The organism is Methylobacter sp. Wu1 (assembly GCF_036553575.1).
GTDB lineage: Bacteria > Pseudomonadota > Gammaproteobacteria > Methylococcales > Methylomonadaceae > Methylobacter.
The window spans coordinates 1-26,457 of sequence record NZ_JAZHOC010000057.1 but is presented as its reverse complement, the minus strand read 5'-3'; the positions used below and the strand labels follow the sequence as shown (position 1 = coordinate 26,457).

At 50.6% G+C, this 26,457-nt stretch carries 30 protein-coding genes and 2 tRNA genes; 7 read left to right on the top strand and 25 right to left on the bottom strand.

All coding sequences use genetic code 11. The annotated features are described in order from the left end of the window. The first annotated feature begins 104 nt into the window (after positions 1-104). Complete coding sequence (locus V2P20_RS11290) at positions 105-1,097, top strand: MlaD family protein (RefSeq protein WP_331818353.1); 993 nt, start codon at positions 105-107, stop codon at positions 1,095-1,097. Between the two features lie 12 nt (positions 1,098-1,109). Then, positions 1,110-1,709, top strand: coding sequence for a PqiC family protein (locus tag V2P20_RS11285; RefSeq protein WP_331818351.1), 600 nt, complete (start codon positions 1,110-1,112; stop codon positions 1,707-1,709). Positions 1,710-1,914: 205 nt separating this feature from the next. On the opposite strand, the gene V2P20_RS11280 is transcribed toward V2P20_RS11285, so the two are convergent. The 14 genes from V2P20_RS11280 to sdhC form a co-directional block, all read right to left on the bottom strand. Beyond that, positions 1,915-2,481, bottom strand: coding sequence for a DUF99 family protein (locus tag V2P20_RS11280; protein ID WP_331818349.1), 567 nt, complete (start codon positions 2,479-2,481; stop codon positions 1,915-1,917). A 245-nt stretch (positions 2,482-2,726) separates the two neighbouring features. Beyond that, the gene (locus V2P20_RS11275) at positions 2,727-3,758 is read right to left on the bottom strand and encodes a PDDEXK nuclease domain-containing protein (RefSeq protein ID WP_331818347.1); all 1,032 of its coding nucleotides are present in this window, start codon (positions 3,756-3,758) and stop codon (positions 2,727-2,729) included. A 229-nt stretch (positions 3,759-3,987) separates the two neighbouring features. After that, positions 3,988-4,494, bottom strand: a complete 507-nt coding sequence (locus V2P20_RS11270) for a hypothetical protein (protein ID WP_331818345.1) — start codon at positions 4,492-4,494, stop codon at positions 3,988-3,990. A 3-nt stretch (positions 4,495-4,497) separates the two neighbouring features. Then, positions 4,498-5,160, bottom strand: coding sequence for a hypothetical protein (locus V2P20_RS11265; RefSeq protein WP_331818343.1), 663 nt, complete (start codon positions 5,158-5,160; stop codon positions 4,498-4,500). A 91-nt stretch (positions 5,161-5,251) separates the two neighbouring features. Beyond that, complete coding sequence (locus V2P20_RS11260; RefSeq protein ID WP_331818341.1) at positions 5,252-5,494, bottom strand: hypothetical protein; 243 nt, start codon at positions 5,492-5,494, stop codon at positions 5,252-5,254. 144 nt (positions 5,495-5,638) lie between these two features. Then, a tRNA-Met gene (locus V2P20_RS11255) sits at positions 5,639-5,715 on the bottom strand. Positions 5,716-5,788: 73 nt separating this feature from the next. Next, positions 5,789-5,865, bottom strand: a tRNA-Met gene (locus V2P20_RS11250). Positions 5,866-5,919: 54 nt separating this feature from the next. Continuing rightward, the gene (gene ychF / locus V2P20_RS11245) at positions 5,920-7,011 is read right to left on the bottom strand and encodes a redox-regulated ATPase YchF (protein WP_331818339.1); all 1,092 of its coding nucleotides are present in this window, start codon (positions 7,009-7,011) and stop codon (positions 5,920-5,922) included. Positions 7,012-7,114: 103 nt separating this feature from the next. Further along, a complete protein-coding gene (locus tag V2P20_RS11240; protein ID WP_331818337.1) occupies positions 7,115-7,549 on the bottom strand; it encodes a protein YgfX in 435 nt (144 codons plus the stop codon). Beyond that, positions 7,509-7,757: a succinate dehydrogenase assembly factor 2 gene (locus tag V2P20_RS11235; protein WP_331818335.1), complete on the bottom strand. Its 249-nt coding sequence runs from the start codon at positions 7,755-7,757 to the stop codon at positions 7,509-7,511. Before V2P20_RS11235 ends, V2P20_RS11240 begins: the two co-directional genes overlap by 41 nt. After that, positions 7,757-8,542, bottom strand: coding sequence for a succinate dehydrogenase iron-sulfur subunit (locus tag V2P20_RS11230; RefSeq protein WP_331818333.1), 786 nt, complete (start codon positions 8,540-8,542; stop codon positions 7,757-7,759). The genes V2P20_RS11235 and V2P20_RS11230 overlap by 1 nt, the downstream gene beginning before the upstream one ends. Beyond that, positions 8,542-10,326 (bottom strand): succinate dehydrogenase flavoprotein subunit, encoded by a 1,785-nt coding sequence (gene sdhA, locus V2P20_RS11225; RefSeq protein ID WP_331818331.1) that lies wholly within the window; start codon positions 10,324-10,326, stop codon positions 8,542-8,544. The genes V2P20_RS11230 and sdhA overlap by 1 nt, the downstream gene beginning before the upstream one ends. Before the next feature lie 3 nt (positions 10,327-10,329). After that, positions 10,330-10,710 carry a succinate dehydrogenase, hydrophobic membrane anchor protein gene (gene sdhD, locus V2P20_RS11220; protein ID WP_331818329.1) on the bottom strand — a complete coding sequence of 127 codons (381 nt, stop codon included), beginning with the start codon at positions 10,708-10,710 and terminating at the stop codon, positions 10,330-10,332. An 11-nt stretch (positions 10,711-10,721) separates the two neighbouring features. After that, positions 10,722-11,102 carry a succinate dehydrogenase, cytochrome b556 subunit gene (gene sdhC / locus V2P20_RS11215; RefSeq protein WP_331818327.1) on the bottom strand — a complete coding sequence of 127 codons (381 nt, stop codon included), beginning with the start codon at positions 11,100-11,102 and terminating at the stop codon, positions 10,722-10,724. A gap of 223 nt (positions 11,103-11,325) precedes the next feature. Between sdhC and V2P20_RS11210 the strand changes: the two genes are divergently transcribed. The 3 genes from V2P20_RS11210 to V2P20_RS11200 are packed head-to-tail and all read left to right on the top strand — an operon-like array spanning position 11,326 to position 13,528. Continuing rightward, positions 11,326-12,282 (top strand): folate-binding protein, encoded by a 957-nt coding sequence (locus V2P20_RS11210; protein WP_331818325.1) that lies wholly within the window; start codon positions 11,326-11,328, stop codon positions 12,280-12,282. 39 nt (positions 12,283-12,321) lie between these two features. Further along, positions 12,322-12,492, top strand: coding sequence for a hypothetical protein (locus tag V2P20_RS11205; protein ID WP_331818323.1), 171 nt, complete (start codon positions 12,322-12,324; stop codon positions 12,490-12,492). Between the two features lie 22 nt (positions 12,493-12,514). Then, entirely contained in the window at positions 12,515-13,528 is a 1,014-nt protein-coding gene (locus V2P20_RS11200) for a COX15/CtaA family protein (protein WP_331818321.1), read from the top strand. On the opposite strand, the gene V2P20_RS11195 is transcribed toward V2P20_RS11200, so the two are convergent. The 5 genes from V2P20_RS11195 to V2P20_RS11175 all read right to left on the bottom strand — a co-directional run bounded on the left by V2P20_RS11195 (position 13,512) and on the right by V2P20_RS11175 (position 16,824). Then, positions 13,512-14,468 (bottom strand): hypothetical protein, encoded by a 957-nt coding sequence (locus V2P20_RS11195; RefSeq protein WP_331818319.1) that lies wholly within the window; start codon positions 14,466-14,468, stop codon positions 13,512-13,514. The two genes, V2P20_RS11200 and V2P20_RS11195, sit on opposite strands and share 17 nt — an antisense overlap. Further along, entirely contained in the window at positions 14,465-15,196 is a 732-nt protein-coding gene (locus V2P20_RS11190) for a type III pantothenate kinase (protein ID WP_331818317.1), read from the bottom strand. The genes V2P20_RS11195 and V2P20_RS11190 overlap by 4 nt, the downstream gene beginning before the upstream one ends. Continuing rightward, a complete protein-coding gene (gene birA / locus V2P20_RS11185) occupies positions 15,193-16,188 on the bottom strand; it encodes a bifunctional biotin--[acetyl-CoA-carboxylase] ligase/biotin operon repressor BirA (RefSeq protein ID WP_331818315.1) in 996 nt (331 codons plus the stop codon). The genes V2P20_RS11190 and birA overlap by 4 nt, the downstream gene beginning before the upstream one ends. A gap of 4 nt (positions 16,189-16,192) precedes the next feature. After that, a complete protein-coding gene (locus V2P20_RS11180; protein WP_331818313.1) occupies positions 16,193-16,393 on the bottom strand; it encodes a hypothetical protein in 201 nt (66 codons plus the stop codon). A 77-nt stretch (positions 16,394-16,470) separates the two neighbouring features. Beyond that, entirely contained in the window at positions 16,471-16,824 is a 354-nt protein-coding gene (locus V2P20_RS11175; RefSeq protein ID WP_194969328.1) for a Rieske 2Fe-2S domain-containing protein, read from the bottom strand. Between the two features lie 26 nt (positions 16,825-16,850). Between V2P20_RS11175 and V2P20_RS11170 the strand changes: the two genes are divergently transcribed. Beyond that, complete coding sequence (locus V2P20_RS11170; protein WP_331818310.1) at positions 16,851-17,477, top strand: DsbA family protein; 627 nt, start codon at positions 16,851-16,853, stop codon at positions 17,475-17,477. Here the strand turns inward: V2P20_RS11170 and V2P20_RS11165 are convergent. The 5 genes from V2P20_RS11165 to V2P20_RS11145 all read right to left on the bottom strand — a co-directional run bounded on the left by V2P20_RS11165 (position 17,463) and on the right by V2P20_RS11145 (position 24,426). Continuing rightward, positions 17,463-19,742, bottom strand: a complete 2,280-nt coding sequence (locus tag V2P20_RS11165) for a thioredoxin domain-containing protein (protein ID WP_331818308.1) — start codon at positions 19,740-19,742, stop codon at positions 17,463-17,465. The two genes, V2P20_RS11170 and V2P20_RS11165, sit on opposite strands and share 15 nt — an antisense overlap. Before the next feature lie 167 nt (positions 19,743-19,909). Further along, complete coding sequence (locus V2P20_RS11160) at positions 19,910-21,088, bottom strand: exo-beta-1,3-glucanase (RefSeq protein ID WP_331818306.1); 1,179 nt, start codon at positions 21,086-21,088, stop codon at positions 19,910-19,912. A 562-nt stretch (positions 21,089-21,650) separates the two neighbouring features. Beyond that, positions 21,651-22,715 (bottom strand): L,D-transpeptidase family protein, encoded by a 1,065-nt coding sequence (locus V2P20_RS11155; protein ID WP_331818304.1) that lies wholly within the window; start codon positions 22,713-22,715, stop codon positions 21,651-21,653. A 302-nt stretch (positions 22,716-23,017) separates the two neighbouring features. Then, complete coding sequence (locus V2P20_RS11150) at positions 23,018-23,950, bottom strand: alpha/beta hydrolase (protein ID WP_331818302.1); 933 nt, start codon at positions 23,948-23,950, stop codon at positions 23,018-23,020. Positions 23,951-23,994: 44 nt separating this feature from the next. Next, complete coding sequence (locus tag V2P20_RS11145) at positions 23,995-24,426, bottom strand: hypothetical protein (RefSeq protein ID WP_331818300.1); 432 nt, start codon at positions 24,424-24,426, stop codon at positions 23,995-23,997. Between the two features lie 368 nt (positions 24,427-24,794). On the opposite strand from V2P20_RS11145, the gene V2P20_RS11140 reads away from it, so the two are divergent. Continuing rightward, positions 24,795-25,697 (top strand): TIGR01777 family oxidoreductase, encoded by a 903-nt coding sequence (locus V2P20_RS11140; protein WP_331818298.1) that lies wholly within the window; start codon positions 24,795-24,797, stop codon positions 25,695-25,697. 22 nt (positions 25,698-25,719) lie between these two features. Here the strand turns inward: V2P20_RS11140 and V2P20_RS11135 are convergent, their stop codons facing one another. Continuing rightward, positions 25,720-26,166, bottom strand: coding sequence for a DUF1499 domain-containing protein (locus V2P20_RS11135; protein WP_331818296.1), 447 nt, complete (start codon positions 26,164-26,166; stop codon positions 25,720-25,722). Between the last annotated feature and the right edge of the window lie 291 nt (positions 26,167-26,457).

The following is a 26,457-nucleotide window of genomic DNA, read 5'->3' as shown; positions in this document are numbered from 1 at the left end:
TAGGGTATTCGCCCAGGGCGACTTAAGTCGCCCCCACACCAGCTGCTCGTCAGAATTCAGAGAAGTTATTTCTCGCCCTGTCCTTAGAAGGGAGCAACGTTGCCATGAGTAAACCAATCAGTCCTGTTGCTATTGGCGGTTTCACGGTTGGCGCTCTAGCGCTTTTGCTGATCGCGCTCTTCGTCTTCGGCGGCGGGCAGTTTTTTCAGGCCGACAAAGTCCGCTTCGTGGTCTTTTTTGATTCCTCGCTCAATGGACTCGAAATCGGCGCGCCGGTAAAAATGCAGGGCGTCAAAATCGGCGAAGTCAAGCAGATCGTTTTACAGATCGATCCGAACGCCACCAAGATATACAAGCCGGTAGTGATAGAGATCGATCGTAATAGTTTAACCAGCATAGGGGGAACGCCTTTTCCCAGAGCAATGACGCATAAAGATCGAGAAGAAAACAGGGACAGGCTTGTTGCTGCGGGGTTCCGTGCCCGTCTTGAGATGCAAAGCCTATTAACGGGTTTGCTTTATATAGATTTCGATGTGCATCGTGACAAACCGCCCGTGTTTACCGGTCTTGAATATCAAGGATTACTGGAAGTGCCTGCCATTCCGACAACCGTGGACGAACTCCGCAATACGGCCTCGGAAGTGGCCAAGAGATTGCACGATTTGCCGTTGGAAGACATAGTCCGGGATTTGTCGGCCAGCTTGCGCGAAATCAAAGACTTCATCGCTTCCAAAGACGTCAGGAAATCTACCGCTGCTCTGGCCAATACCCTGGAGGGAATGGAGCAAACGGTAAAGACGCTCAATCATAATCTGGAGCCCTTGCTGGCCAATACGAGCAAAACCATGGTCAGCACCAATGCATTGATCAAAGACCTCAAGCCTATCGTCGCCAACACCGACAAGACCTTGAGCACCGCAACCGCTACCCTTGACAGAGCACGGGATTCGATGGCGAAACTGGGCGGCGCCGTCGGGCCTGAATCGGAACTGACCGAAACCCTGGAAGCGCTCAAAGATGCCGCACGTTCCATGGAAAATCTGACCGACTACCTGGAACGCCATCCGGAAGCGGTGCTTACCGGAAAAGATAACTAGAGGAGTTTGATTATGCACACAAACCGGCTCGTTTTTCTTCCTTTATTGTCTGTTATATTTATATCTCTGTCGGCCTGCATAGGCGGTACATCGCCTCCGCCGCAATTCTATATGCTGGAGCCGATCAGCAGCTTCGAACAGCCAGCCGGAGCCGCCAAAAAGCCCATCGTTATCCTGACATCCATTCGTATTCCTCATTATGTAGACAGGCCTCAGATCGTGACAGCCACAGGCCAGAACGCTTATCAATTGAGTGAACTCAATCGCTGGGCCGAGGAGCTGGACCACAATATCAGACGCGTGCTGGCCCAAAACCTCGCGCTTCTGGTGCCTGCCGAGGTGGAATTCTCCAGCAATCCGAATACGGCTGAACGAGCAAAGTTCCGGGTATCCGTCAATATTCTCGAATTTCATGTGGACCCGCAAAAACAGGCAGGTTTGAAGGCGCAATGGCAGATAACGCGCAATGATGGAATGGTATTGAATCAGCAGGAGTCTTACCGTGTTCCTGCTTCGACCACTGACTACTCAGTTATGGTGAAAGCGCTCAACGAATGCCTCGATCGTCTAAGCCGCGATTTAGCCGATGAACTGCAGGACTTGGCCGTTTAAATTTCTCTCATTCCCACGCTCCACGTCAATGCCGTTAAGTTAAACCGTTCGTGGTGAGCTTGTCGAACCATGAATAGTTTAACGACTTGTTTCGCTCACCCTTCGACAAGATCAGGGCGAACGAAACAAGTCTTAACTTAATGGCAGTGATGCTCCGCGTTGGCATGTATCCCGCACCGCTCCAGCGGTGCTCAAGGTTGCAGAGCTAAGGCCGATGCCGGCTTTCTCCCAGGGTGACGCCGCCGGCTATGAGATGAGCCGTCCGCAGCGGTTCGGGGATATGGCTGTTGACGGCAAGAAACTGTAGCGTCCGGTCGGCATCGGCCAGGGTAAGCCCCATCCGCTGCACAAAAACCTGCCGAACCGGCTCCACCGGCCCTGCCCGTTCGATCAACCGCCATTTGCGCTGGCCGCCAGGCACATGATTCAGCAGGGTCTGCCTGATCGTCTGCATATCGGGACGCCTGCGCATGACCACCAGCACCGGCAGGCCGAGCGCCTCATGCAACAGCGGCAGATCGACCGCGTTGAAACCGGCAAAGGCGATGCCCTGCAGCATCACCAACTGCAAATGGCCGGCGAAACGCGAGCCGCTGATCAGCTTGATGATAGTCTGCGTGGCGTTGGCCCCATCGCGCCTGACTTTGCCGCTCAGCACCGCATCCAGGCGCAGACCGGCGTAAACCGCGCCCACCAGCAGCACATCGCCTTTGTGCGTGCGCGGGAACGGGGCGTCGTCCAAGCCTATGACATGTGAGAGGGATTTGGTCATAATTAAAATTTTTTAATTTTTTAACACAGGCTTATTAACCACAGAGGACACAGACGACCGCATGGATGCGGGAGGTAGAGCAACGCAGGAGCAGTTGCCGAGAGCACAGAGGCCAGGCAAGCCATTTCTCTGTGTGTCTCTGTACTCTCTAAAGCTCACTGGCTGGGTTAGTGCTTTGTGGAAACCCGGCACGAGCGGCTTCGAAGCTGGGTTTATCAACCCAATCTACGCACTGAATTTCCGGCTCAATCGCCTTCCAGTTCACGCTCAATCTGTTCAATACTGGGCAGCTGATTTTCCAGATCGGCGGGCAGCGCTTGGGCCAACTGATATTCCGCGACGCCGATCGGCTTGTTGTTGTCGCGCAGGGCATATTCCGCGACCAGCTTATTGCGGGTCTTGCATAACAACAAACCGATGCTTGAGGCGTCCTGTTCGCTTTTGATCCGGGCGTCTACCGCACTTAAATAAAAACTCAATTGTCCTGCATGCTCCGGCTTGAAATCGCCGGTTTTGAGCTCCACGACGACATAGCAGCGCAATTTCAGATGGTAGAACAATAAATCCAGATAAAAATCATCGCCGCCCACGTTCAGTTCGACCTGCCTGCCGACATAGGCAAAGCCGGCGCCCAGTTCCAGCAGGAACTGAGTGATATGCTGCGTCAGCGCCTGTTCTATGTCGCGCTCACGCGCTTCTGCGCCTATGCTCAAAAAATCGAAGATATAAGGGTCTTTCAGCGTTGCCTGAGCCAGTTCGGATTGCAGGTCGGGCAGGTTCCGGCTGAAATTGCTGACCGCCTGGCCCTCGCGCTGCATCAGGCCACTTTCAATCTGATGCACCAGCACACTGCGCGACCAACCATGCGCTATCGTTTTATGGGCATACCACAGGCGCTGCTCCGGCGTTTTCAGCTTGGTCAGCAACACCAGATTATGGCCCCAGGGAATTTGTGCAACAGGCTGTTGCACAATTGAGGGTGATGCCGCGGTTATCGGCCAGGCTTCCGCGAAAGCGCGCATGTACTTGATGTTCCGCGCCGAAAACCCTTTTAAATCCGGAAAAGCCTGCTGCAAATCCTGAGCCAGCCGTTCGATCACCTTGCTGCCCCAGCCCTGCTCGGTCTGGCGCTGTAAAATGTCGGCGCCGAGCTGCCAGTATAGTCGGATCAGCTCCTGGTTGACGGCTAAAGCGGCGCGTTGCTGGGCCGAGGCGATTTGTCTCTTCAGCCCTGCCAGCCATTGGGGATAGTTATCGGGAAGCTTATTGCTGTTCATGTTCAGGTTGACCATAGAGGGCATGGGATTGCACAGGACATTGTTCTTTTAGACTTTGCGGATTCTGTGTTTTTTGTTGGCTGTTTGGATGCATGGCTGGAGTTTAGGATTTATTCTTTATTCAGATGCTCAACCAAAGTCCGAAAAAGCATTTAATAATCAATTTATTACCTGTCGATCAGCTATGGCATATTGCATGCCGCGATTCATTGGAGCTACCTGCTAATGATCAATTCGGCACATCAGTTTTGCAGAATTCGCGTAGCCATCGCGATGTTTTTGAGTCAAATTGGACTTGATGCACAAGAATCTCTTGTCCAGGTCGTTCAAGCAAGCAGAAGTCCGCAGTGTATCCATGCGCCTCATACGGATATTTTCCCATCGGCGCATAGAGCGTTACCCCATACACCTGTCCGGGTACTAATGGTTCTGCCGGCATCTTCGCTGGATATATGTCAGTCGTTTGACCATAAGGTATGCACTGGTCTGGCGTGAACGGAGACGATTTTTTAAACTCTGCAAACCAGATTTTATTGCCCTGTTCACCTATGACCTCTATAGCTTTAAGATTTGCTTCGCCGGCTCGGGTTTTTTCAGTGTTTTCAATGGAAAAGCATGGGAGATTGCCGCTTTGTAGAACAATAGCCTGCCCAATTTCCTTTCTTATCGGAGTACACCCGCCGATTTGCGTAAGAGGCAGCGCGACGGCTATTGATAAATAAAAGAATATTTTCATGTGTCAGGGTAGATTTTCACTGCTTGCTGGATTGATCAGGAAGTCTTTCAGTGTTCTTTCATAATCATCAAGCGAATAAGTTACAGTTGAATCGGCACTGAGCTGATTTCTGACAGCACTTGGATTATTAAGAAACTTTAACGCAAAGTAATCTGCCAAGATATCACCCTGAGCTTCCATATTGTAGTCACAGAACTTTCTCTGCGCATCAAGCGTGTATTTATAGTCCAATCCCGGACGGAATGCGCCCCTAAACCTAACCCAATAACCCAGTTGATACTGCCATACATGAGTCATCTCATGCATAAACCAGCATTTATTCAAATCATTAGAAATTGAGAAGTCCTCTAGAAATTTTAAAGGAGGAAAATACATCTCCCCATTAGGTGTCACAGCAGTCCTGGCATCCTGCAGTCCAAAAGGGAAATAGCCTTCCTTGTGGACCCGAACCCTGGCGTAGTTAATCGAATCCTTAAAGATTTTTTTCGCCATTTGAATCTCCCCCGCTGTTAATCCTCTGGACTCATTTTCCGGGGTAACGTGCAAACTATCTTGGGCGGTGATACCAATCGGTCCAGGTGCCGGCGATCGGTGCCGAATGAGAGTGCCTTCATCTATCACCGGCCTATTGGTTGATCCGCCCAGATGGCCGTTATTGCCTGTCATGTTAACTCCCTGTAATTTCGAGAAAGTTAAACGTGCCTATCCGGCTTATGCCGTTCCCGTTCCCAAGCGATTCCTGGGACGAATGCGCATATTATAATACTGACTGTCGCGCGACGCCCAAGGCAATCATCGCCATGCGCAAATCGCCGGATTCACCGTGAGCGGGCCGTTGCCCTGGATGCGTAGCGGCTTGGGAGATGACGGCCTGTAAATCAAAGCCTCCTTCGATGGGCTGATGCAGGATGGTTTCCGCCGCGGCGTCTGTCTGCCGCCTTTTCAGCAGCGCGTACTGAATGTCCCGTTTGCCGATAATCTCTGCCTCGGACCAGAGCACGGCCCGAGTCAGGGTGTTAGCCAGTTCGCGTATATTGCCGAGCTAGTCGTGATTGAGCAGGACATTTGTTTGATCATGCCGATCAGGCATTGTATCAATCAAAAAAGAGGACAGAAACGGGAGAACTTGTGCAGATTTAATGAATGGTGGCGATGGGTGGGATCGAACCACCGACCTTGGGGTTATGAATCCCACGCTCTAACCGGCTGAGCTACATCGCCTTTGGATAGGTCTTTATTTTGTAAGGTCGCGTATCTGGCGATACTGCGAAAACAAAACTTCAAATAAGGAAAATGGTGGCGATGGGTGGGATCGAACCACCGACCTTGGGGTTATGAATCCCACGCTCTAACCGGCTGAGCTACATCGCCTTTGAAGTAGGTCTCTCAAAAGAGCGGGCATTTTAAATACCCGCTCGAGATTTGTCAAACGTTGAATCTAAAATGAACCACATCGCCGTCTTTAACGACATAATCCTTGCCTTCAAGACGCCATTTTCCGGCATCCTTGGCGCCCTGCTCGCCTTTATTGGCAATGAAATCTTCATAGGCGATCACTTCGGCGCGGATGAATCCTCTTTCAAAATCCGAGTGGATGACGCCGGCTGCCTGCGGAGCGGTTGCACCTGTCGGAATGGTCCAGGCCCGGACTTCCTTTAAGCCGGCGGTAAAATAAGTGGACAGGTTCAGCAGCGCATAGCCGGCTCTGACGACACGGTTCAAACCCGGTTCTTCCAGACCTAGATCATCGAGGAATTCCTTCTTTTCATCGTCGTCCAGTTGGGCAATTTCCGCCTCTATCGCGGCGCATATCGGCACGACGACCGCCCCTTCCTTTGCGGCAAACTCTCTGACCCTGTCCAGCAAGGGATTGTCTTCGAAGCCATCATCCTGAACATTGGCAATGTACATGGTAGGCTTGATCGTCAATAGGCACAGGTCTTTTATCAACGCTGTTTCATCATCGCTCAGCCCCATGGCTCGCACAGGCTCGCCGGTATCCAGGTGCTTGGCGACTTTCTCCAGCACCTGTTTTTTCGCCAGTTCGTCTTTGTTGCCGGATTTGGCAGCTTTTGATACGCGCTGCAATGCCCTGTCAACCGTAGCCATATCCGCCAATGCCAATTCGGTGTTAATGACTTCTATATCGGAAACGGGGTCGATCTTGCCGGCGACATGGATAACGTTGTCGTCATGGAAACAGCGCACGACGTGGGCTATCGCATCGGTTTCACGAATGTTGCCCAGAAATTGATTGCCCAAGCCTTCGCCTTTCGAGGCGCCGGCAACCAGCCCTGCAATATCAACAAATTCAATGGTCGTAGGCAGTGTACGCTCGGGTTTCACAATTTCTGCCAGTTTTTCCATTCTATTGTCGGGCACGGGAACGACGCCCACGTTGGGATCAATTGTGCAGAATGGGTAGTTTTCGGCGGCGATCTTCGCCCGGGTTAATGCGTTAAACAGGGTCGATTTTCCAACATTGGGCAAACCAACGATTCCGCAATACAATGCCATAGAGTTCTCTTAAATAGAATTTGGTACAAGAAAGGAATACAGCGAGAGGTTCAAGCTGAAACAAACGGTAAATTATACAATTTATCGCTTTAATCTAAAATGCCTATTTAATTTGTCCGGTGTTGACGCTTGTTCTCAATTTCACGATAAGAAATCGATAATCATCTTCTGATAACGCATCATTTAAAACGATAATCGTCTTTTTGCCGGCGTTCTGCCTTATCACCTGTAAAAATATTACATATACGGTTATAACCGTTGAATTTATAACTCGGACCGGTTCGAAGTCATTGCCGTCCAAGATTTCCCAGCCTGACGCCTCGGTATATCTGATTGTTTGCCGGAAATCATTCAAGTGCCTGATAACGCCCCAACAGTACAGACCTATTCCTGCCAATAAAGCCAATTTAATGGCAAGCGGCAAGGCAGCGGCCAGACATGCACCCAACGCGAGCACATGAGCAAAAATCAGCAGCTGTTCCAACCGTTTGGAAGGCTTAAGTTCCAGCAGCAGAGAGGGATCGTATTTTTTTGACAAGAGCATCCATTCCTTTTGCTTCAGGCACTTGCCCGTCCACCAAAAACATCAACAGCTCCGCATCGCTGAAATTCAGCAATGCCTGAAACAGTTGCTGTTCATCATACCCTGCCTTTAAATAGGCATGTTCCAGATACAGGTTAAGCATCTTATCCAGCTCCAGCGAACCGCGCCGGCAGAGCCATCTCAATTTTTCTTCTGAAACCATCAGCCTTGTTGCCGGATTAACAGCATTTTTTTAATTTCAGCAATCGCCTTGGCAGGATTCAGATGCTTGGGACAGGTATCGGTGCAGTTCATGATGGTATGGCACCGGTACAGCTTAAAAGGATCCTCGAGGTCATCCAGCCGCTCGCCGGCAATTTCATCGCGGCTATCATTAAGCCAGCGGTAGGCCTGCAACAAAATGGCCGGCCCAAGAAAACGGTCGCTGTTCCACCAGTAACTCGGGCAACTGGTTGAGCAACAGGCGCACAAGATGCATTCATAATAACCGTCGAGTTTCTTGCGGTCTTCCCTGCTCTGCAGCCGCTCCTGGTCCGCCGGCGGCGGCGTTTGCGTCTCAATCCACGGTTTTATGGAAGCATATTGAGCGAAGAAATGGCTCATGTCGCCGACCAGGTCTTTTATCACGGACAAATGCGGCAACGGGAAAATTTTAATCGTGCCGGGATAATCTTCAATGGCGTTGATGCAGGCTAGCGTATTTTTGCCATTGATGTTCATCGCACAAGAACCGCAAATGCCTTCCCGGCATGAACGCCTAAAGGTCAAAGTACTATCGATCTCATTTTTGATCTTGATGATCGCGTCCAGCACCATCGGCCCGCAATTATCAAGATCGATATCATAGGCATCGATCCGCGGGTTTTCACCACTTTCAGGGTCCCAGCGGTAAACTTCAAACCGCCTGATATGTTTGGCATGCTCGGGCGCGGGAAAAAATTTGCCTTTTTTAGGCACCGAATTTTTAGGCAAGGCAAATTCAACCATTAATAAACCCTCTTCTTAGGTGGAATAGCTTCAACGTCATCAGTCAAGGTATAAAGATGTACGGGCCGATAATCGATCTTGACCTGCCCTTTATCCAGCCAAAGCAATGAATGCTTCAGCCAGTTCTGATCATCGCGCTCAGGATAGTCCTCCCTGGCATGCCCGCCCCGGCTTTCCGTTCTGTTTGCCGCTCCGGTGATGGTCACCATCGCTTGGCTTAACAGGTTGTCCAACTCCAGCGTTTCGACCAGATCCGTATTCCAGATCAAGGATTGATCCTTTATTCCTATATCAACAAAGGACTCGGCGACTTGCTTTAACTTCTCAATGCCTTCATCAAGCACAGGTCCCGTTCTGAAAACAGCTGCGTGCGTCTGCATGGTTTTTTGCATGTTTAAACGGACATCAGCCGTTTTCAAAGATCCTTTAGAGTGGCGGATACGATCGAAGCGTGCAAGCGCCTGATCGCATGCCTCTTTTTTTAAAGGTGCATGAGGGGTGCTTGGCTTTACGAGCTCGGCGCAGCGTATGGCCGCTGACCGCCCGAAAACGATCAGATCGAGCAATGAATTCGAGCCCAGCCGATTGGCGCCATGAACTGATACACAAGCAGCTTCGCCAATGGCCATGAGCCCTGGCACAACGACTTCGGAATCATCCCCGTTCTTAGTAATGACCTCGGCCTTGTAATTGGTGGGAATGCCGCCCATGTTGTAATGTACGGTAGGCAAAACAGGGATTGGGTTCTTGGTGACATCAACGCCGGCAAAAATTCGGGCCGTCTCTGATATGCCGGGCAGGCGTTCTTTTATAATGGCCGGGTCCAGATGTTCAATATGCAGATAAGCATGGTCGCGTTCCTTGCCGACGCCGCGCCCTTCCCTGATTTCCAGCATAATGGCCCGGCTTACGACATCGCGGGAAGCGAGATCTTTTGCATGAGGCGCATAGCGCTCCATAAATCGCTCGCCTTCGGAATTGGTCAGATAACCGCCCTCACCCCTAACACCTTCCGTAATCAGACAGCCCGCGCCATAGATGCCGGTCGGATGGAACTGCACAAACTCCATGTCCTGCAGTGGCAGTCCAGCTCTCAGCGCCATGGCATTGCCATCGCCGGTGACGATATGTGCGGAGGTGCAGGAAAAGTAACAGCGCCCGTAACCACCCGTTGCCAGCACAGTCATGTGAGACCTGAATAAATGCAGGCTGCCGTCCTCCAGACACCAGGCTAGTACGCCTCTGCAGACACCGTCCTCCATAATCAGGTCGAGGGCGATATATTCGACAAAAAACTCGGCCCGATGCTTGAGCGACTGCTGATACAAGGTATGCAGAATGGCATGGCCGGTCAGGTCGGCAGCGGCGCATGTGCGCTGGGCCGTACCCTCCCCGAAATGCGTGGTCATGCCGCCGAACGCGCGCTGGTAAATTCTGCCGTCCGGCGTTCTGGAAAAAGGTACGCCGTAATGCTCAAGCTCGATGATGGCCGGAATAGCCTCGCGACACATGTATTCGATGGCATCCTGATCGCCCAGCCAGTCAGAGCCCTTGACGGTATCGTACATGTGCCAGCGCCAATCGTCTTCGCCCATATTGCCCAATGCCGCGCTGATGCCGCCCTGCGCGGCGACGGTATGGCTGCGGGTGGGGAAAACCTTGCTGATGCAGGCCGTTTTCAATCCCTTTTCCGCCATGCCCAGCGTCGCGCGCAAACCGGCGCCGCCGGCGCCGACAACGACGGTATCGTAGCGATGTTCAATGATTTTATAACTGTTCGACATGCCTTATACCATTTTCCCAATATTAAAGATCGCCATCACAGCGACTAACGCCAGAAGAGTAAATGCCAGTTTGACGATCCACACGGAAACAATCTTCAGCCATTCGGTATGGACATAATCTTCGATGACCACTTGCAGACCCAGGCCGGCATGGTAAAAAACAGCCAGTATCCAGGCTATCATGAGCACGCTGTTCAAAGGTTTTGACAACCAGACTACAGTTTGCGGATAAGATGACTTTAACAGATGGCCGATGAACGTCAGCCACCATAATGACAGCGGAATGAGTGCAGCAGCCGAAACTCTCTGCATCCACCAATGAACAGTGCCTGACTTCGCAGAACCCAGACCCCGGGCTTTGGCAAGCGGTGTGCGATAATCCATAATAGCCTCGCTTAAAGTAAGAAAAAACAGGCGACGGTCAGAATAAAGGATGCTATCAGCTCGATATAAACATTTCTGTCCATTTGCTCCCGTTCGAAGCTGTAGCCGGCATCCCAGATTAAATGCCTGATGCCGTGGCACAGATGAAAGAACAGCGCATAAATAAATAACCATAGAATCACAGTGCCCAAGGCATGGTTCATAAGGTTTTGCAGGGTTATATATGCATCCTCTCCCACGCTGATTGTCAGCAGACTGCCTACGAACAGCAGCAATCCTATCGACAATACGACACCGGTAATACGGTGCACAATAGACGCAACTGCATTCAGAGGCAGCTTGTAAACCTGCAGATGTGGAGAGAGTGGCCGGATTTTTTTCTGTTGGTCCATAACACATCACGATTTAAGCCATAAGGTAAGTTAATAATACCTTGTCGGCCGCGGGTAAGCCAATACAAAATATGCCCAATCCATAGGTAATAAATGCGGGGCGAGCTGATTTTTTGCCTTAGTTTTGAAGCGCGTTATAATCAATGCCCTTCTTAATGCACCCACCCATAAAATCTCATCCATGGACCAAAACTGGAAAAACTTTCTAATCACTGAACACGCCGTGTTTAAAGATGAAGACGATATTGCCTTCCCTGCTATTTCCCCTGACAGCGGAAAACATATCTTTGCCATCTCTGAGCTGGCTGTTCTGACTGTAGCCGGAAAAGATGCGGCAAAGTTCCTGCAAGGGCAGATCACCTGCAATATCAATGACATTACTGAAACTCAAAGCAGTGTCGGCGCTCTGTGCAACCCGAAAGGGCGCGTCATTACAACTTTTTTGCTGGTTAAAAAAGCCGATGCCTTCCTTCTGGTTTTGCCTAAGGCATTGCTGGGATCGGTTAAAGGGAGACTGCAAAAGTACATCCTGAGGTCCGATGTGCAATTAATCGATAGCTCGGATGAACTATGCCTGATAGGGCTCTGCTGTCCCGCCGGGCAGCCGAGCGGCTTATCCTTGCCTGAGCGGTTGTTTGCAACCAGCCAGCAAAATGCCGTCTTTATCAACATTTCACCCGAACAAAGCCGGTATCTGGTTATATCAGAGCCGGAGGCGGCGATAATGCTTTGGAAAACATGGACCGGCGATCATGGCTTCCAGCCGCAAAGCTCGGCGCAATGGCGCTATCTGGACATTACCGCAGGCCTTCCGTGGCTGACGCCCGAAACGTCGGAGGAATTCATTCCGCAAATGCTCAACCTTGATAAATTGGGCGGCATCAGTTTCAACAAAGGCTGCTACACCGGCCAGGAAATTGTGGCCCGCACCCATTATCTCGGCAAAACCAAACGGGAAATGTTCCTGGCTGAATGCACATCAGCAACCGCACCTCGGCCCAATACGGCAATCATGGACAAGAACGCGGAATCACAACAAAGCATTGGCACGGTACTCACGGCGCAAGCCAGAAACAATGTTTATAAAATGCTTATCGTTCTGCAGGTGTCCGATGCGAATACTTATAATCTGGCCTTAAACAATCAAGATCAGGACAAGGTCACGGTATTAACGTTATAATTTGATACATTTACATTAGACCTTCCTTATACCGATATCATGCAAGTAGCTTTCTTGCAGAACATCGCGGGAACTGATCGTCCGGCATGCCGGATTGACTGCTCTTCAACTCCCGCTTTTGGCAAGCCGAGTCTTGCAACCGATGCTGAAATACCGGAAATTGAAAGTATTTCAGATGAAATTGAATTAGCAAAGAGCATGCTTTCCTAAACAGCAGCACCCTGATAAAACTATGATGAATACACAAGCAGCCATACGTTTTCGCCGCCTGGGCACCTTGACTATTTTCGCCGTTTATTTTGTCATTCTCGTAGGCGGGATTGTAAGAGCCTCCGGAGCGGGCATGGGATGCCCTGATTGGCCGACCTGCTTCGGACAATGGGTTCCGCCAACCGAAGAATCACAGTTGCCGGCCAATTATCATGAAATCTATGCCGAACGCGGCTATGAGAGCACGCAATTCAACCCGGTGAAAACCTGGACCGAATATACCAACCGCCTGGTTGGCGTGACGGTAGGATTCCTGATTTTCCTGACTGTCTGGTCATCGCGTATTTACCTGAAATCCGACAAAACCGTCTTTTATTTATCCTTAAGTGTGTTTTTTCTGGTCGGTTTCCAGGGATGGCTGGGTTCCACCGTGGTCGCCAGCAATCTGAAGCCAATCATGATCACGCTGCATATGCTGCTGGCTTTGTTCATAGTCGCCCTGCTCATTTATACGATTGCCCGATCGCAACGCGACTTTATAGGCCGGATAGACACTCAAGGGTTGCCCGAGAAGTTCAAGGCCGTTTTGATCGTCGCCATGGTCATGACTTTAACGCAGGTTGCCATGGGCACCCAGGTGCGCGAAGCGGTGGATTTTATTGCGCATGAACACACCTATATCGATCGCCAGTTCTGGCGCGACGATTTTCCTGTCATTTTTTATATCCACCGGTCCTTCTCGTCGATTATTTTATTTACCAACCTCTGGCTGGTCTGGAAAGTTTACCAGTCGGTCGACAAGCAAAGCATTTTGCTGCGCACCGGCTTCGCGCTTATCGGACTGATTGTCACTGCCATCATCGCAGGCATCACGCTGGACCGACTGGGCATGCCGGCGGTTGCCCAACCCGTGCATTTATTAATGGCCAACCTGATCTTCGGCGTACAGTTTTTCCTGTTTATATGCCTGAGTTACTCTGCAAATAAACCGGCAGTTTTAAAGCCCGGCCATTCGCGGATTACCAGCACTGATTGATTTGTTTGACGACGACAGCCGGGTAAGTTTGCTTCATGACATTCAGGCGCTCCTGAACCTTGCCGCCCGCTTTAATCTGGGCGTATTTCTGGGGTTTTAGGGTATATCGGGGTTTGACTTCGGCCTGAATGCCCTTGGCCAGCAACTGGCCCTTCATCGCCAGAGCCCGGCTTTCGTTTTTGAATACGCCTAACGAAATCAAGCCATTATCTTTACCCTTTGTCAAAAGCCAAAGATCATTGATGCCTTTGTCCTTGATCATTTTCAGGTTGGCCTCGGCCTGCTGCCTGGTTTCCGCGGCCGGATAGTAAACCAGATAATCACTGACCACCTCGCCGTCGCGGCTCAGCGACTTAATGGCTTCCTTGGGTGCATTCAACTCTCTTTTCCAAAGCTGATAGGCATTGCCATTGGCGAAAGGCCCGGCTTCATAACAACTGGCCGGTTCGCTTGCAGCGCCACTGCCTTGGGTCTTTTCAGCGGCGGCAATTATTGGCTGAACGGGCTTGGATTCAGGCCTTGGTTGGCCTGACTTTTCCTTGTCAGCATGAGCGGATTCAGGCAGCGCTTTTTCCGCTTTTTTCTGCTCAATCGGACGAGCAGCGCTGTTTCCAGCTGACAGACCGGAATCGACCGCAAGCTTGTCCATAGGTGGGCTCAATTGCTCAGCCAGCAAATTATTATCAGGAGCCTCTAAACCCTTCAATGAAACTGATGGGACCGCGGCTGCCGGAGTTTTCTTCGGATCTGCTGCTGTATCCGGCTTAGGTCCGGATGCCTGAGCTTGCTGGACATTTTTTAGCTCGCTGACCAATAGAATGCTTTCCTGGGAATCATATTGCTCGGCGATATCGGCCGATGGTTCGAAAGCGCCCTGTTTATATTCCCACATAAACAGTCCGACATTGGCCAGCGCCACTAAAAACAAAAAAAATTTCATTCGTTACTCTTCAAGATTATGGACAGTCCGCGCAACACGATATCGGCGTCGATGACCGGTTTGAAAGCAAGCCGCTCAGCGACAAGCTGTGCGTCGCCGCCTGTCAAGATCACTTGCATATTGTCCGGCTGCTGGGCCACTACATGCTCGATCAGCCCGACTGCAGCCGACAAGGTGCCGTTATAGATGGCCGCTGCCGTGTTCGCCGCAAGCCCGAATGCATGATGCGTTTCACTGAACTGTAGCTGCTCGGTTCCCAGCGAGAGCGATTTTTTCATCAGCCTCAATCCGGGGCTGATCAAGCCGCCTTGATGCTTGCCATACGCATCAAGCACATCCACGGTTATTGCCGTACCGCAATCGATCACACAGGCCGGTCCCGGATAGAAATGCCGGGCGGCCACCAGCGACAGCCAGCGGTCAACGCCAAGTTTTTCAGGATTTTCATAGGCATTCTGTACACCGAATGCCTGTGCTTGAGATTTGGCAGTCATGATATCCACGCCAGGCCAAAGCTCAAGAGCGACTGACCGAACCTGTTCGAACAGTTGCCTTGCACTGACGCAGGCGATGGCGATCCGTTGAGGCGGAAAGATTTTTTCCCAAATACTCACAAGCTCATGCCGCACCACCTGATCATGGACGAGCGGCCGTCCGGCAATGATCTGATGGCCGTTGGCCATGCCCCATTTCAACCGGGTATTGCCTATGTCGATCAGCAAATTCATGGCAAATAACCGCTGAAGCTGACTTCGCCGGAAGCAAAAGCCTGGACATGGCCATCCAGTCGTTTAATCAACAACAGCCCGTCATCATCTATGCCTTCGACAATGCCGTCGAATTGTTGCGTAGCGATAAACAGTGTCGCCTCCTTGCCTTTCAGGCAATCATAACTGCGCCATTCATCGACATAAGCTTTGATGCCGACGTCCTCAAAATCCGCAATAACCGCAATCAGATGGTCCAATAAAAGACCAGCCAGCCTGTTTCTGGAGAGTTGCTGCCAGCCGGTCACTTTGCTCAGATCAGTCCATGCCTGCGTAATGCTTTCAGCCTCAGGTTCGGGCAAAAATAAATTCAGGCCCAAGCCGATCACAGCCGAACACGGGCCATCGGTTTCTCCTGAAACCTCGACCAGAATACCACCCAATTTTTTACCCTGGCTGTAGATGTCATTAGGCCATTTCAGGCCGACATCCTCAATATCATGCTGTCTTAAAGCCCGCATGACCGCTACGCCGATAGCCAGGCTCAATCCTGAAATGGCGGCAGGGCCCTGCTGGAAACGCCACAGTATAGACAGATAAATATTACTGCCGTAAGGCGATATCCATTGCCGTCCCCGCCTGCCTTTGCCGGCGGTTTGATGCTCTGCGAAACAGACAGTGCCGGACAGCGCGCCATGTTGTCCGCAATCTACCAAATAACTGTTCGTGGAATGGATACGGTCATGAATTTCAAGTGATGAAATCAGCTCGCGGGTCCGATCGCTCAGCACTTCATCGATTTCGGCATGCACAAGCAGCTCAAGCGGTTTGTCCAGCCGGTAACCTTTACCTCTGACTGCCGAATGTTGCAGGCCCAATTCAGTCAGGCTGTTTAATTGCTTCCATACCGCTGCGCGACTGAACTTCATGGCGCGAGCCAGTTCGGTTCCGGAGTGAAATTGGCCGTCTGCAAGAATAGCCAGAATTTTCTTTTGTTTCTCAGAAATAACCACAACTTTAGCCTCTGAAACCGAAAGACTGTTTATTTACTTCATGTATCAAAACATTAATGCCTATTGACTGATTGCCTGATTCTTTTCGGATGTATTGGGCAACCGTATTGCGCGCCATGCCGCCAATTCCCAATTGGACGATAACCGCTATTGATGATAAGTAGATCATTGATGTGCCGGAAATTCTATGCTGAAATTCTGTCATACCCTCCCTTGGGACAGCTCATTAATTATACTGCAAATAAACTAATCTATGAGGATCTGCAGTTAAATCATCGTAATTTATCGCCCATGCGCCGATAAATAAACAGCTCCGTCCAAAACCTGGACAGGAACCGGTGTTAGTTTTTGCCTGACGCAAGGCCCGAACACACATAAGCCGTCATCAATTCTAAACAAGGCACCATGAATGGCGCAGCTGATATGCGTCCGCTCAGGGTTAAGAAACTCATCCGGCTTCCAGTTCATCTCCACTTCCCAATGAGGACAGGCATTTTGATAGGCTTTTACCGCATCAAGCGTTTTCACCAGCAGCGCCTCAACTAGTACACCCGATGCATTGGTATAATTGAATTGCCGGCATTGGCCGGCTTCAAGATCGGCGATATTACAAATTTTATTTGAATCGGCCTGCATGTTTCTTAACTGTCATCGGGATGAAAATGAATACAAGCTTATATTATATACACGATCCGCTGTGCAGTTGGTGTTACGCTTTCAAGACCAGCCTGTCCGCACTGAAACAGGCATTACCGCCGGGCATCGGGTTTAAAAGACTCTTGGGCGGACTTGCCCCCGACTCGACAGAGCCTATGCCCCTTGCCCTGCAGCAAAGCATACAGCAGGCATGGCATCGCATCGAGCAAACGGTGCTGGGCGTTAAATTCAATTTTGCATTCTGGAGCAATAACACGCCTATCCGTTCGACCTACCCAGCCTGCCGGTCATTATTGGCAGCGAGAAAACAAGGGATTGAATTTGAAGACAGGCTTTTAGCCCGCATTCAGGAGGCTTATTATCAGCACGCCCAAAATCCGGCGCTCGATTCCACATTGTTCGAGTGCGCCGGCCAGGCGGGTTTAAACGGCAGGCAATTTGAACTTGACTATCGCAGCCATGAAATTGACAGGCAACTGCAGCAGGAAATCAAGACGGCCAGACGTTTTGGCGTCTGTTCTTACCCATCGCTGATCTTGGAGCAGAATGGCAAGATTTCGCCTGTAGCGGTCGACTATCTCAATTACAGAACCATGCTTGATGATATTGAAAGGCTATTAATAGACCGTTAAAACCACAGCTTCGGGCGACTGGCAGCTATTTTGGTTACAGGCCTGAAGCTGCAGATTCAGCTTGATAGGCTCATAGCTTCCGTCATCATGACGGGAAAGTTCGGCCTGCAGGTGTACCCGGCCCTCATAAAGCGCCAATGGCTTTTTATCGAACGGCAGCGTCCTTAACACCGGCTTGGGATAAGTCGCCGCATCGATAGTCCATGAAGAGCCTTTTGCCAAGTTTATCTCCGTAGCCACCGCCGTTTGCTGTAACGACTCATGGGCGTTGATGTGCCAGCCTTCCTTGATATCCAGATCGATTATCACAGTGCTTTTGCGCGGCTGTTTTATGCGTTTTGCCTCAATTTTGACAGCGCCGCGCGCAACATATTGGCGAGGCCCGATCTCGCCATGTTGCATTTCATCGAGCTGCGCCAACAGATAAGCAAAAGCTGAAGACTGTCGATTGATATCGTCCGCGAAAGCCTGAACGATTTTTGCCGCATGGTCAGCATAGACAAGCTCTCCCGCGCGCCTGGCCAGCCTTGAAAGCACACGCACAGCAACGGCATTGCCGGAAGGCAGCGCACCGTCATAGCTGTCTTTGGGATGATGGAACAATAGCCGCTCCCGTCCCATCACCAGTGCGCCGGAAGCGCTGTCCAGGAACTTTTCCAGCATTTCATCGGCAAGCGCCTGGGCTTGCCGATGAAACAACGGTTCGCCGCTGATATCATAAAGCGCCAGCAAAGCCTCGCTGAAATGGACATAGTCGTCCTGGCGAGCGGGAATGGATGACTTATTATCGAGACTGACGCGCCACAATACGCCATCTTTGAGCCGTTGCTTCTTCCACAGCGTACCGGCCGCGCGCCTGGCGGCATCGATATAGCGCGGCTCAACCAGCCTGTCGCCGGCCTCGGCCAGCGCCGTGATCAGCATGGCGTTCCAGGCAACGATGATTTTGTTGTCTGTCAACGGCGAAATCCGTTTTGCGCGATAAAGCCTGAGTTTTTCCAGCAGCGGATCGAGTCTAGTAAATAATTGGTCCAGGCTGACGCCTTCGTCACGGGCGATGTCATCCAGCGAGCGAGGCAGGTGAAAAATATTCTTGCCTTCAAAATTGCCCTTTGGCGTCAGGCCGAAAGTGTTTATGATGAAGAAGGCATCGTCAGGCGGCAGCACGGATTTAACTTCATCCACTGTCCAGATAAAAAACGCGCCCTCCCGGCCTTCGCTGTCGGCATCGGTTGCGGAATAAAATACGCCTTCCGGAGTCGTCATTTCTCGCAGCACATAATCGAGCGTCTGTTTGACGATGCGCGCATAGAGCGGATTGCCGGTCAGCTCGTAGGCGTGCAGATAGACTCTGGCAAGATAGGCCTGGTTGTAGAGCATTTTTTCAAAATGCGGCACCAGCCAATGCGCATCGGTGGCATAACGGTGAAATCCGCCGCCAATCTGGTCATAAATGCCGCCTTGCGCCATCGCCGACAACGTGTGATTCAAAGCGGAAAATAGCGCCGGATCGGGATTTCGCTCATAGGCCTGAAGCAGCAGCAACAAAACCGGCTCGCTGGGGAACTTTGGCGCCGGGCTGAAGCCCCCATCTTTGCTGTCGTAGTGTTCAAGCAACTGGCCGACCGCCGCCTGCATGACCGAAGAGTCCAATTTGCTGACCCGACGCTGAACGGCCGTGACGCGATCCAGCGCATCGGCCAGCTGCTCGGCCTGATCGATCAGTATCTGCTGCTGGCTGTGCCAAACCTGCGAGATCTGCAATAGCAAATTGGCAAATGTTTCTGCCGGATAATAAGTGCCGCCGAAAAAGGGCTTTCCTTGATGCGTTAGAAATGACGACATCGGCCAGCCGCCATGCCCAGCCATCATGGTGACGGCTGCCATGTAAATCTGGTCGATGTCGGGGTACTGTTCCCTGTCTACCTTGATGGAGATGAAATTGTCATTGAGGATTTTTGCAATATAGAGGCTTTCAAAACTTTCCTCTTCCATGACATGGCACCAATGGCAAGTGGCATAGCCTATCGACAGAAAAACCGGTTTGTTTTCCAGACGCGCTATGGCAAACGCTTCATCACCCCAGGGAAACCAATCCACCGGATTATGGGCATGCTGCAACAGATAGGGAGAATCCTCAAAGATCAGCCGGTTCGTATAAATCGGCTTGCCGTTTTCCAGATGATGCGTGCGAGGCTGGTAATTCGGGCCTTTAGCTTCCAGGGCGGCGGCCAGCTTGGCTTTCAGTTCGGCGGTGGATGGCATGATAAAGTCCCGTAGATGGCATATTTCAAAACAATCAATGGCGCATTTTTAGGTGCGCCTATGCTTGATGATGCATTGGACTTTATTTTGTCGAAAATGCTCCAATGTCGGTAAAAAAGCGTTGCTGTTATCCCTGCTGTTTAAACAACGCTTTTCAATTCAGTTCCCTACCGTTTGGGTGGAATGCCGCTTACCCCTTTGACGCAGGCGTACGGCGGCTTTCCTTCACAAAGCCCCCAGTAACTGCCGAAGCTGCCTTCATTGCTGGGCTTCCAGTTTTCCGAAAACGCCTCAAACGCAACGCCGGACCAGTTCTTTTGAGACAGTTTTCTAAAGGTCTGCTCGACGACTCTCATCTGATTTTTCTTGCCGGCCACGCCGCAATGCTGTTTGGTATGAATATTGTATTCCGTGCCGCCTGCCGGGCCGTTAGGCCAGCCGAATTCGGTCAGAATCACGTCTTTCTTGGGATAAGTTTTCCGCAGATCCTTGAGGCGGGCGATATGAAAATCAGCCGCTTTGCTGGCTGACGTACAAGGAAAAATACCTGAATATTTATTTTCCCACCAGGGAAAAATATTTGTGCCTATCCAGTCCACGCTTTTGCCGAAGCTGGTTTGCTTGCAAGGCCATGACCGGTTGCACCATTCCCACCAGGTATCAATCGTTGTGATAGGCTGGGTTACGCCGGCTTTACGCAGGCTGTCTATGCAGCGCGTGATCTCGCCATCGAAGGCATTGCCGTGCCGCGTTCTGACTTCGGAGCCGCAGCTCAGCTTTACGATCGTCTGCGGGAAAGCCCGCGCGACTTCTATGCCGCTGTTAATCGACTGTGTATTGACGTTGATGTCATCGTCCAGCCAGATGATGGCGATCACTTTGAGATTACGCGCTTCGGCCGCAGCAAAGACATACTCCAGCCCGTTCATGACGCCGTAGGTCATAATGCAGCGAAAGCGTGTTTCCTTGACCAGCTTATCGAGCAGTTCATTGATCAATTCCCTGGATGGATGAGTGCCCTTGTCGGGATTAAGATCGCCGACGTAAGGGCTGAAAGCGGCGCACTGCAATACTTCATTGGAAGGTGGAATGGGCCCATTTTCTTTATGCTGGAGTTCCGCTATCGGCTTTTCTGTTGTCGCCGGCTTGTCGGCTGGCGGTGGCTGATCCTGCCCCTTAGCGGCTGGCTTGTCAGCAGTTTCCGGTTTCTCGGCTGCAGCCGGCTTGGCATCAGCTTCCGGCTTATCGGCAGGCGGTGTTTTTTCTGTGGCTGCCGGTTTATCAACAACCGTTGACTTGTCTGCAACTGCCGGTTTTTCTGTAGCTGCCGGCTGATCTGCAGCCATTGACTGACCACTCATAAACAACACGGAAAACCAAACCCAAAACAGCAATTGCTTCATGAAATCCTCATAGAATAAAAATATTAATGGACAAGCTTACGCTCAATTCCCGGTAGAGCGATATGATAGCGATTTCTTTACAAAAGTCGTGAATTTTATTCATCCTGATTTTCAAAAAAGAGCTGCAAATGCCCATTCTGACTTCAAAAATGTAAAATTACCTGTGACTTTACCAGCTTCCGGGAAATTGAAATGACCTTTAAAAACACTAATTCAAGCCAGTGCAAATTATACAAAAAGCATCATTTCAATAAACATTGTCCTTAAAAATTATAGGGTCGTAAAACCCTAACAGCGCCAGGCAATTGCCAAAGAATGCCATCCGACACAGTAAAATATAAGCCTGGCCGCAAGCCTGGATCGGCTATCGAGAAATGGACATCAATGGCAAATAAGGATTTCTTGCCGGCGTGCTGCATGAACGACTCCCTATAGACATTGAATTGCAATTTTAGATTCAGACTATCCGGTTGCGGCAGGAACGCACCGGATAGTCTGGGCATGGTTAATACGACGAAGGCGGTTTTTGAGGGCCGCGGTAATATTTTGTCAAAGTCGGATTGCTGGCAGGCGTTTGAACCGGCTCTTGCTGCGCGGTTATAGCCTCTTCATCAGGCATAGGCGGCAATCTTTCGTAAATTGCTATCGGGTCACCATCCAGCTTGGTCAGGGCTTCATTCAGAATTTGCTGATCAAACTCAGGTATTTCACCGTTATTGGCTTTCTGGATAAGGCTCAGCGCCAGCTCGAAGCGCTGATCCCGCGTCATTTCCTCGCCTTCCAAATCAGGGTGCGCCTCTATGTAAAGCTTGTTATCCAGCCATCCCGCCTTGATAGGCTGCTTGACGATATAAACAGGCGTTCCCACCGGCACCATGTTATAGAGCTGCTCTATATCTTCAGGATACATACGCACGCAACCATGCGTGATCTGCATGCCGATACCGAAGATCTTGTCGATATCGGTGCCATGTATGCGGTATTCACCGGGCAGATTCAGATACAGCGCATAAGCGCCCAGTGGATTATGCGGGCCAGGCGGCACGACTGCCGGCAGAGGGTCGCCGTTGGCCGCATGTTCGCGCCGGATTGATTCAGGCGGATGCCAGACAGGATCTTTAATCTTGCGCGCGACTTTGGTTTCGCCCAGCGGCGTCTTCCAGTCCTGTCTGCCGACCCCATGCGCGAACGACATCACTTGCCGGGGCATGCCGGGTGCCTGAGGCGGATAAAAGTACATACGGTATTCGGAAATATTCAGCGTGATGCCCTTGTGCGGCGAATCGGGCAGAATGCGTCTGTTGGAGATGCGAATGATTTCATCCTTTTTCACATGCCAGCGGTCAACGTCCGGATTTAGACGCACTATTTCCATTTGTCCCAAATTGAACCTTCTGGCCATATCCAGCAAAGTCTCTTCCTGCTCTGCCCGGGCCAGAGGCACGCCATCCGGGTATTCGGTGATGACAGTATCGTTGGGATCTGCCGGCCAATTGTAGGTCGTGGCACTGGCTTTGCCGCCGATGGCTGATAATGCGATCGACAAGACAAACAATATACGCAATTTCATTTTGATAATTTTCTCAAACGCAAAAACAAATATAACATCACTTTTTCAAACTCAGGCTTAACGCATGCTGAACGGCGAAAATCAGCCTGATTGAAGAAAATCAGTGAAGAGGAAAAAATCCTGTCCTGATTAAAAAATCCTTAAATTCTATCATGTCAGGAAGATTTAAGCATAGCTTGACTCAGAGGTCTTTAAAATACAGCTTGGCTGTTTAACATAAGGGCAGATAAAAAACGATATCGCTATTGGCTTAATATCAACTGGATATCAGAAATTATAGTTTGGTTAAATTAACAAGAAATTTAATGCATTTTAGTAATCATCGTTTTACACGATGCCTGCGGCTGTGCGTAATAATTCAGAAATCCAATGATATCCGGCAAAACCGGCTTGCTGTCCTGCAGAGGCAATGCCAGCGCCGCCAACAGTTCAACATGATCAAGGTCTTCGTATAGACGGGTTTCCGCGCAACCCGCCGCATCCCTGACTTTATAGCTCAGGCTCTTGATATTGATTGGCTTTACCGTTTCATCGTTGTTGCCGTACAGCAAAAGCAAGGGAGGTTCCGTACCCTGAACAAAATTGACGGGCTGGGAGGCCGGGTATTTCTCTTCGGGGCCGAAAATCTCTTTTTGATAGACTTCTGTAAGGGGTAAAAAATCATAAGGACCTGCCAGACCGACAAATCCCTTTATGCTTTGGTAGGTTTCAGGCTGCAGATAGTCCTCATTAAGCGTCAGCATGGCGCCCAGATGCGCTCCGGCCGAATGCCCCATCAGGAAAATATTGTCGGGATCCGCGCCGTATTCTGCGCTGTGAGCCTTAACCCATTCGACGGACCGCCGGGCATCGTCTATGATCTGATCAAACCTGACTTCAGGATAGCGCCGATAATCCGGTATGACGACCGCATAACCGTGCGATGTCAAAGCCTGGGCGACAAACAGGTAATTCTCCTTGCCTTTGGTTTCGCATCCGCCCCAGCAACCGCCGTAAAAAAAGACAACCGTGGCTCGCAAAGCCTGATTCCGGTCAGGCAGATAAATATCGAGCCGGTTCAGTCGATGCTCACCATAAGCTATGTCTTCAATTTCAGTAAAATTATCGGTCCGGGCCAGTGAATTAACGGCGAACAATAAAGACTCGGTACACGCTGCCAATGCAAACAGATAAAAAAGCCCCAAAACACGTTGTGTATTCCGCCAGATACGTGATTTTGTTTTCGGATAGCTCATGCAAATATCCGCATGACCAATGACATTCAACGACAACGTCCAGACTATTGCTTCGACATCTCATGCGCCTGGTTTGCTAGCGTTTTTTCCATATTCGTCAGCACACCGAACAAAATGTGAGAAAAACCGATATAGAGAAAAAACGGCGGGTAATTCGGATCAATTGGGATCTCGTTTATCTGTCCATAAAATTCCAGTAATCCGGTAATCAAAACCAGAAAAAAACCGGTCAGAATAATCGCTTGAAATTTATCCTTTAAAAAACAATATGCGCAAACGCCTATTTCAGAAATAGCCAGGTAAATCATCATGATGCGCAAGTTATTGCGCAAGGGATCATAAAACTCCCTCTTGAATTCGAAAATTGCATCACTGCCCGATACTGACGAGATGCCCCCGGCCATCAGCACAATCACGGAAAGATAAAAGTTGGCAGTCATAAGGAATTTTAAAGTCTGGAATACTTTTGATGTCATACTTCCACTCATCTGCTTTGTCATTCATCAAGTAAAAGAAAACCCTCCCCTAGACTGCCAAGGAGGGTTTATCGAGGAGGATTTTTTACAGTTCTCGTGAGGTTGAGAGAAAAAAGAAGAATCAGTTAACCGGGCGTTCAACATCACCCGAATATTCGACTCTTGTTTAAAGTAAAAAATCCCTAACTCATAACCCTGTTCTAAGTAAACAATTGATTTACCATAAGAACGTTACGACAGTTTGTCAATCCATACCTGAACAATCGGGCACTTTGTAACAACAGGCGCAATTTAACTTTAAGAAAAAGAATAAACAACTTATCCGACTTGATTGACTCTATCAGGAAAAACGCAATGAGGTCAGAACCATGAAAGCATTGATTACAGGCGGAACCGGCTTTATCGGCCATGCATTGACTCAGCATCTGACCCGCCAAGGCCATGCCGTCACCGTTTTAAGCCGCAATCCCGACAAAGTCGCCGCGATCTGCGGCCCCGGCGTAAGCGCGCTAGGCAATCTTGAGCAGCTTAAAGCCGAAGACGCCTATCAGGTCATCATCAACCTGGCCGGCGAACCCATTTTTGACGCCCGCTGGACCGACGCCAGAAAAAAACTGCTCCGGGACAGCCGCATCAACCTGACCGAACAACTGGTTGACGCCATCGGACGCATGGCCATCAAACCGGATCTTCTGATCAACGGTTCGGCTGTCGGCTATTATGGCGACCAAGGGGATACTGTTTTAACGGAGCAATCGGCGCCGCATCCGGACTTTTCGCACCAGCTTTGCGCCGATTGGGAACAGGCAGCCCGAAAAGCCGAGCAGTTTGGGGTCAGAGTCTGCCTGATCAGAACAGGTCTGGTCATCGCCGAAGATGGCGGTTTGCTGAAGCGCATGTTGCTGCCGTTCCGTTTAGGGCTGGGCGGCCGCCTGGGCAGCGGCCGGCAGTGGATGTCCTGGATCCATCGCGAGGACTGGATAGCGATTGTCCAGGCTATGATCAACAATGCATCCATGCAAGGCGCTTATAACGCAACCGCCCCCAATCCGGTCACCAATCGCGAGTTTACGCAAACGCTGGCTTACTGTTTAAACCGCCCCGCCCTGCTTCCGGTTCCGGATTGGTTGTTAAAAACCCTGCTCGGCGAGATGTCGGAACTGGTATTAGGCAGTCAGCGCGTCATGCCCGAACGGCTGTTGGCGCAGGATTTCGAATTTCAATACCCGGACCTGGTTTCGGCAGTGAAGCACGCGTTATTAAAGCCCTGAATTGGAGAAGCATCTTCAGCATTCATTCAATAACGCCAGCCTTCTGCAACGCAAGCCGCAACTTTTCCATGCGCCTGCGGTTGACGCCCAGATCGCTGTAACCGACGCGCGAGGCGGAACGGATATGAATCAGTCCGGTCTCAACATTGAGTATGGCATCGACATCATCGACAAAACGGAAAACCAGGCTGATCGCCTCCGCATGCAGCGTATCCTCCGCTTCTTCGGTAATAACGGTGCGGCTTTGGCTGACAAGCGCCTGTTTGAATGCTTTCCAGGCATCTTCTGCCTTGCCGATTATCTTAAACGGGGCAATAAAATGCTCCTTGTCCGCGTCCGCGGCCTGGCTCGAAACACAGTTCGGAGTGCCCGGGCATGGGGCCAGTTTTTTTTCGGATGCATTGATAGGGCTGGCAGTCATTAAAGTCATCGTAATAAAACCCGTATATAAAAGAGATTTGATGGTCATCGGTTCGCCTGTCACAAATAAGTAAAAGAGCGTCTCATCTATCAGACTGATGTTATGTACGGACGGTTTCCCCCCGTTTGCCGCGCCGAGCACCGCAACTTTCGGCGTGATCAAGCCCGCAGGGGCGCTGCATGGATGCAGCGCGTTGCCAGAGGGCCAAGGATGGCCCTTCTGGCAACCCTCGGCGAAAGCGAGGAGCGCAGGAAGCAAGCGGCAACCGGGCGGCCTTTTCTTTGGTTACTTTCTTTTGGCCGCGCAAAAGAAAGTAACTCGCCCTCGGGTGCGAGAACC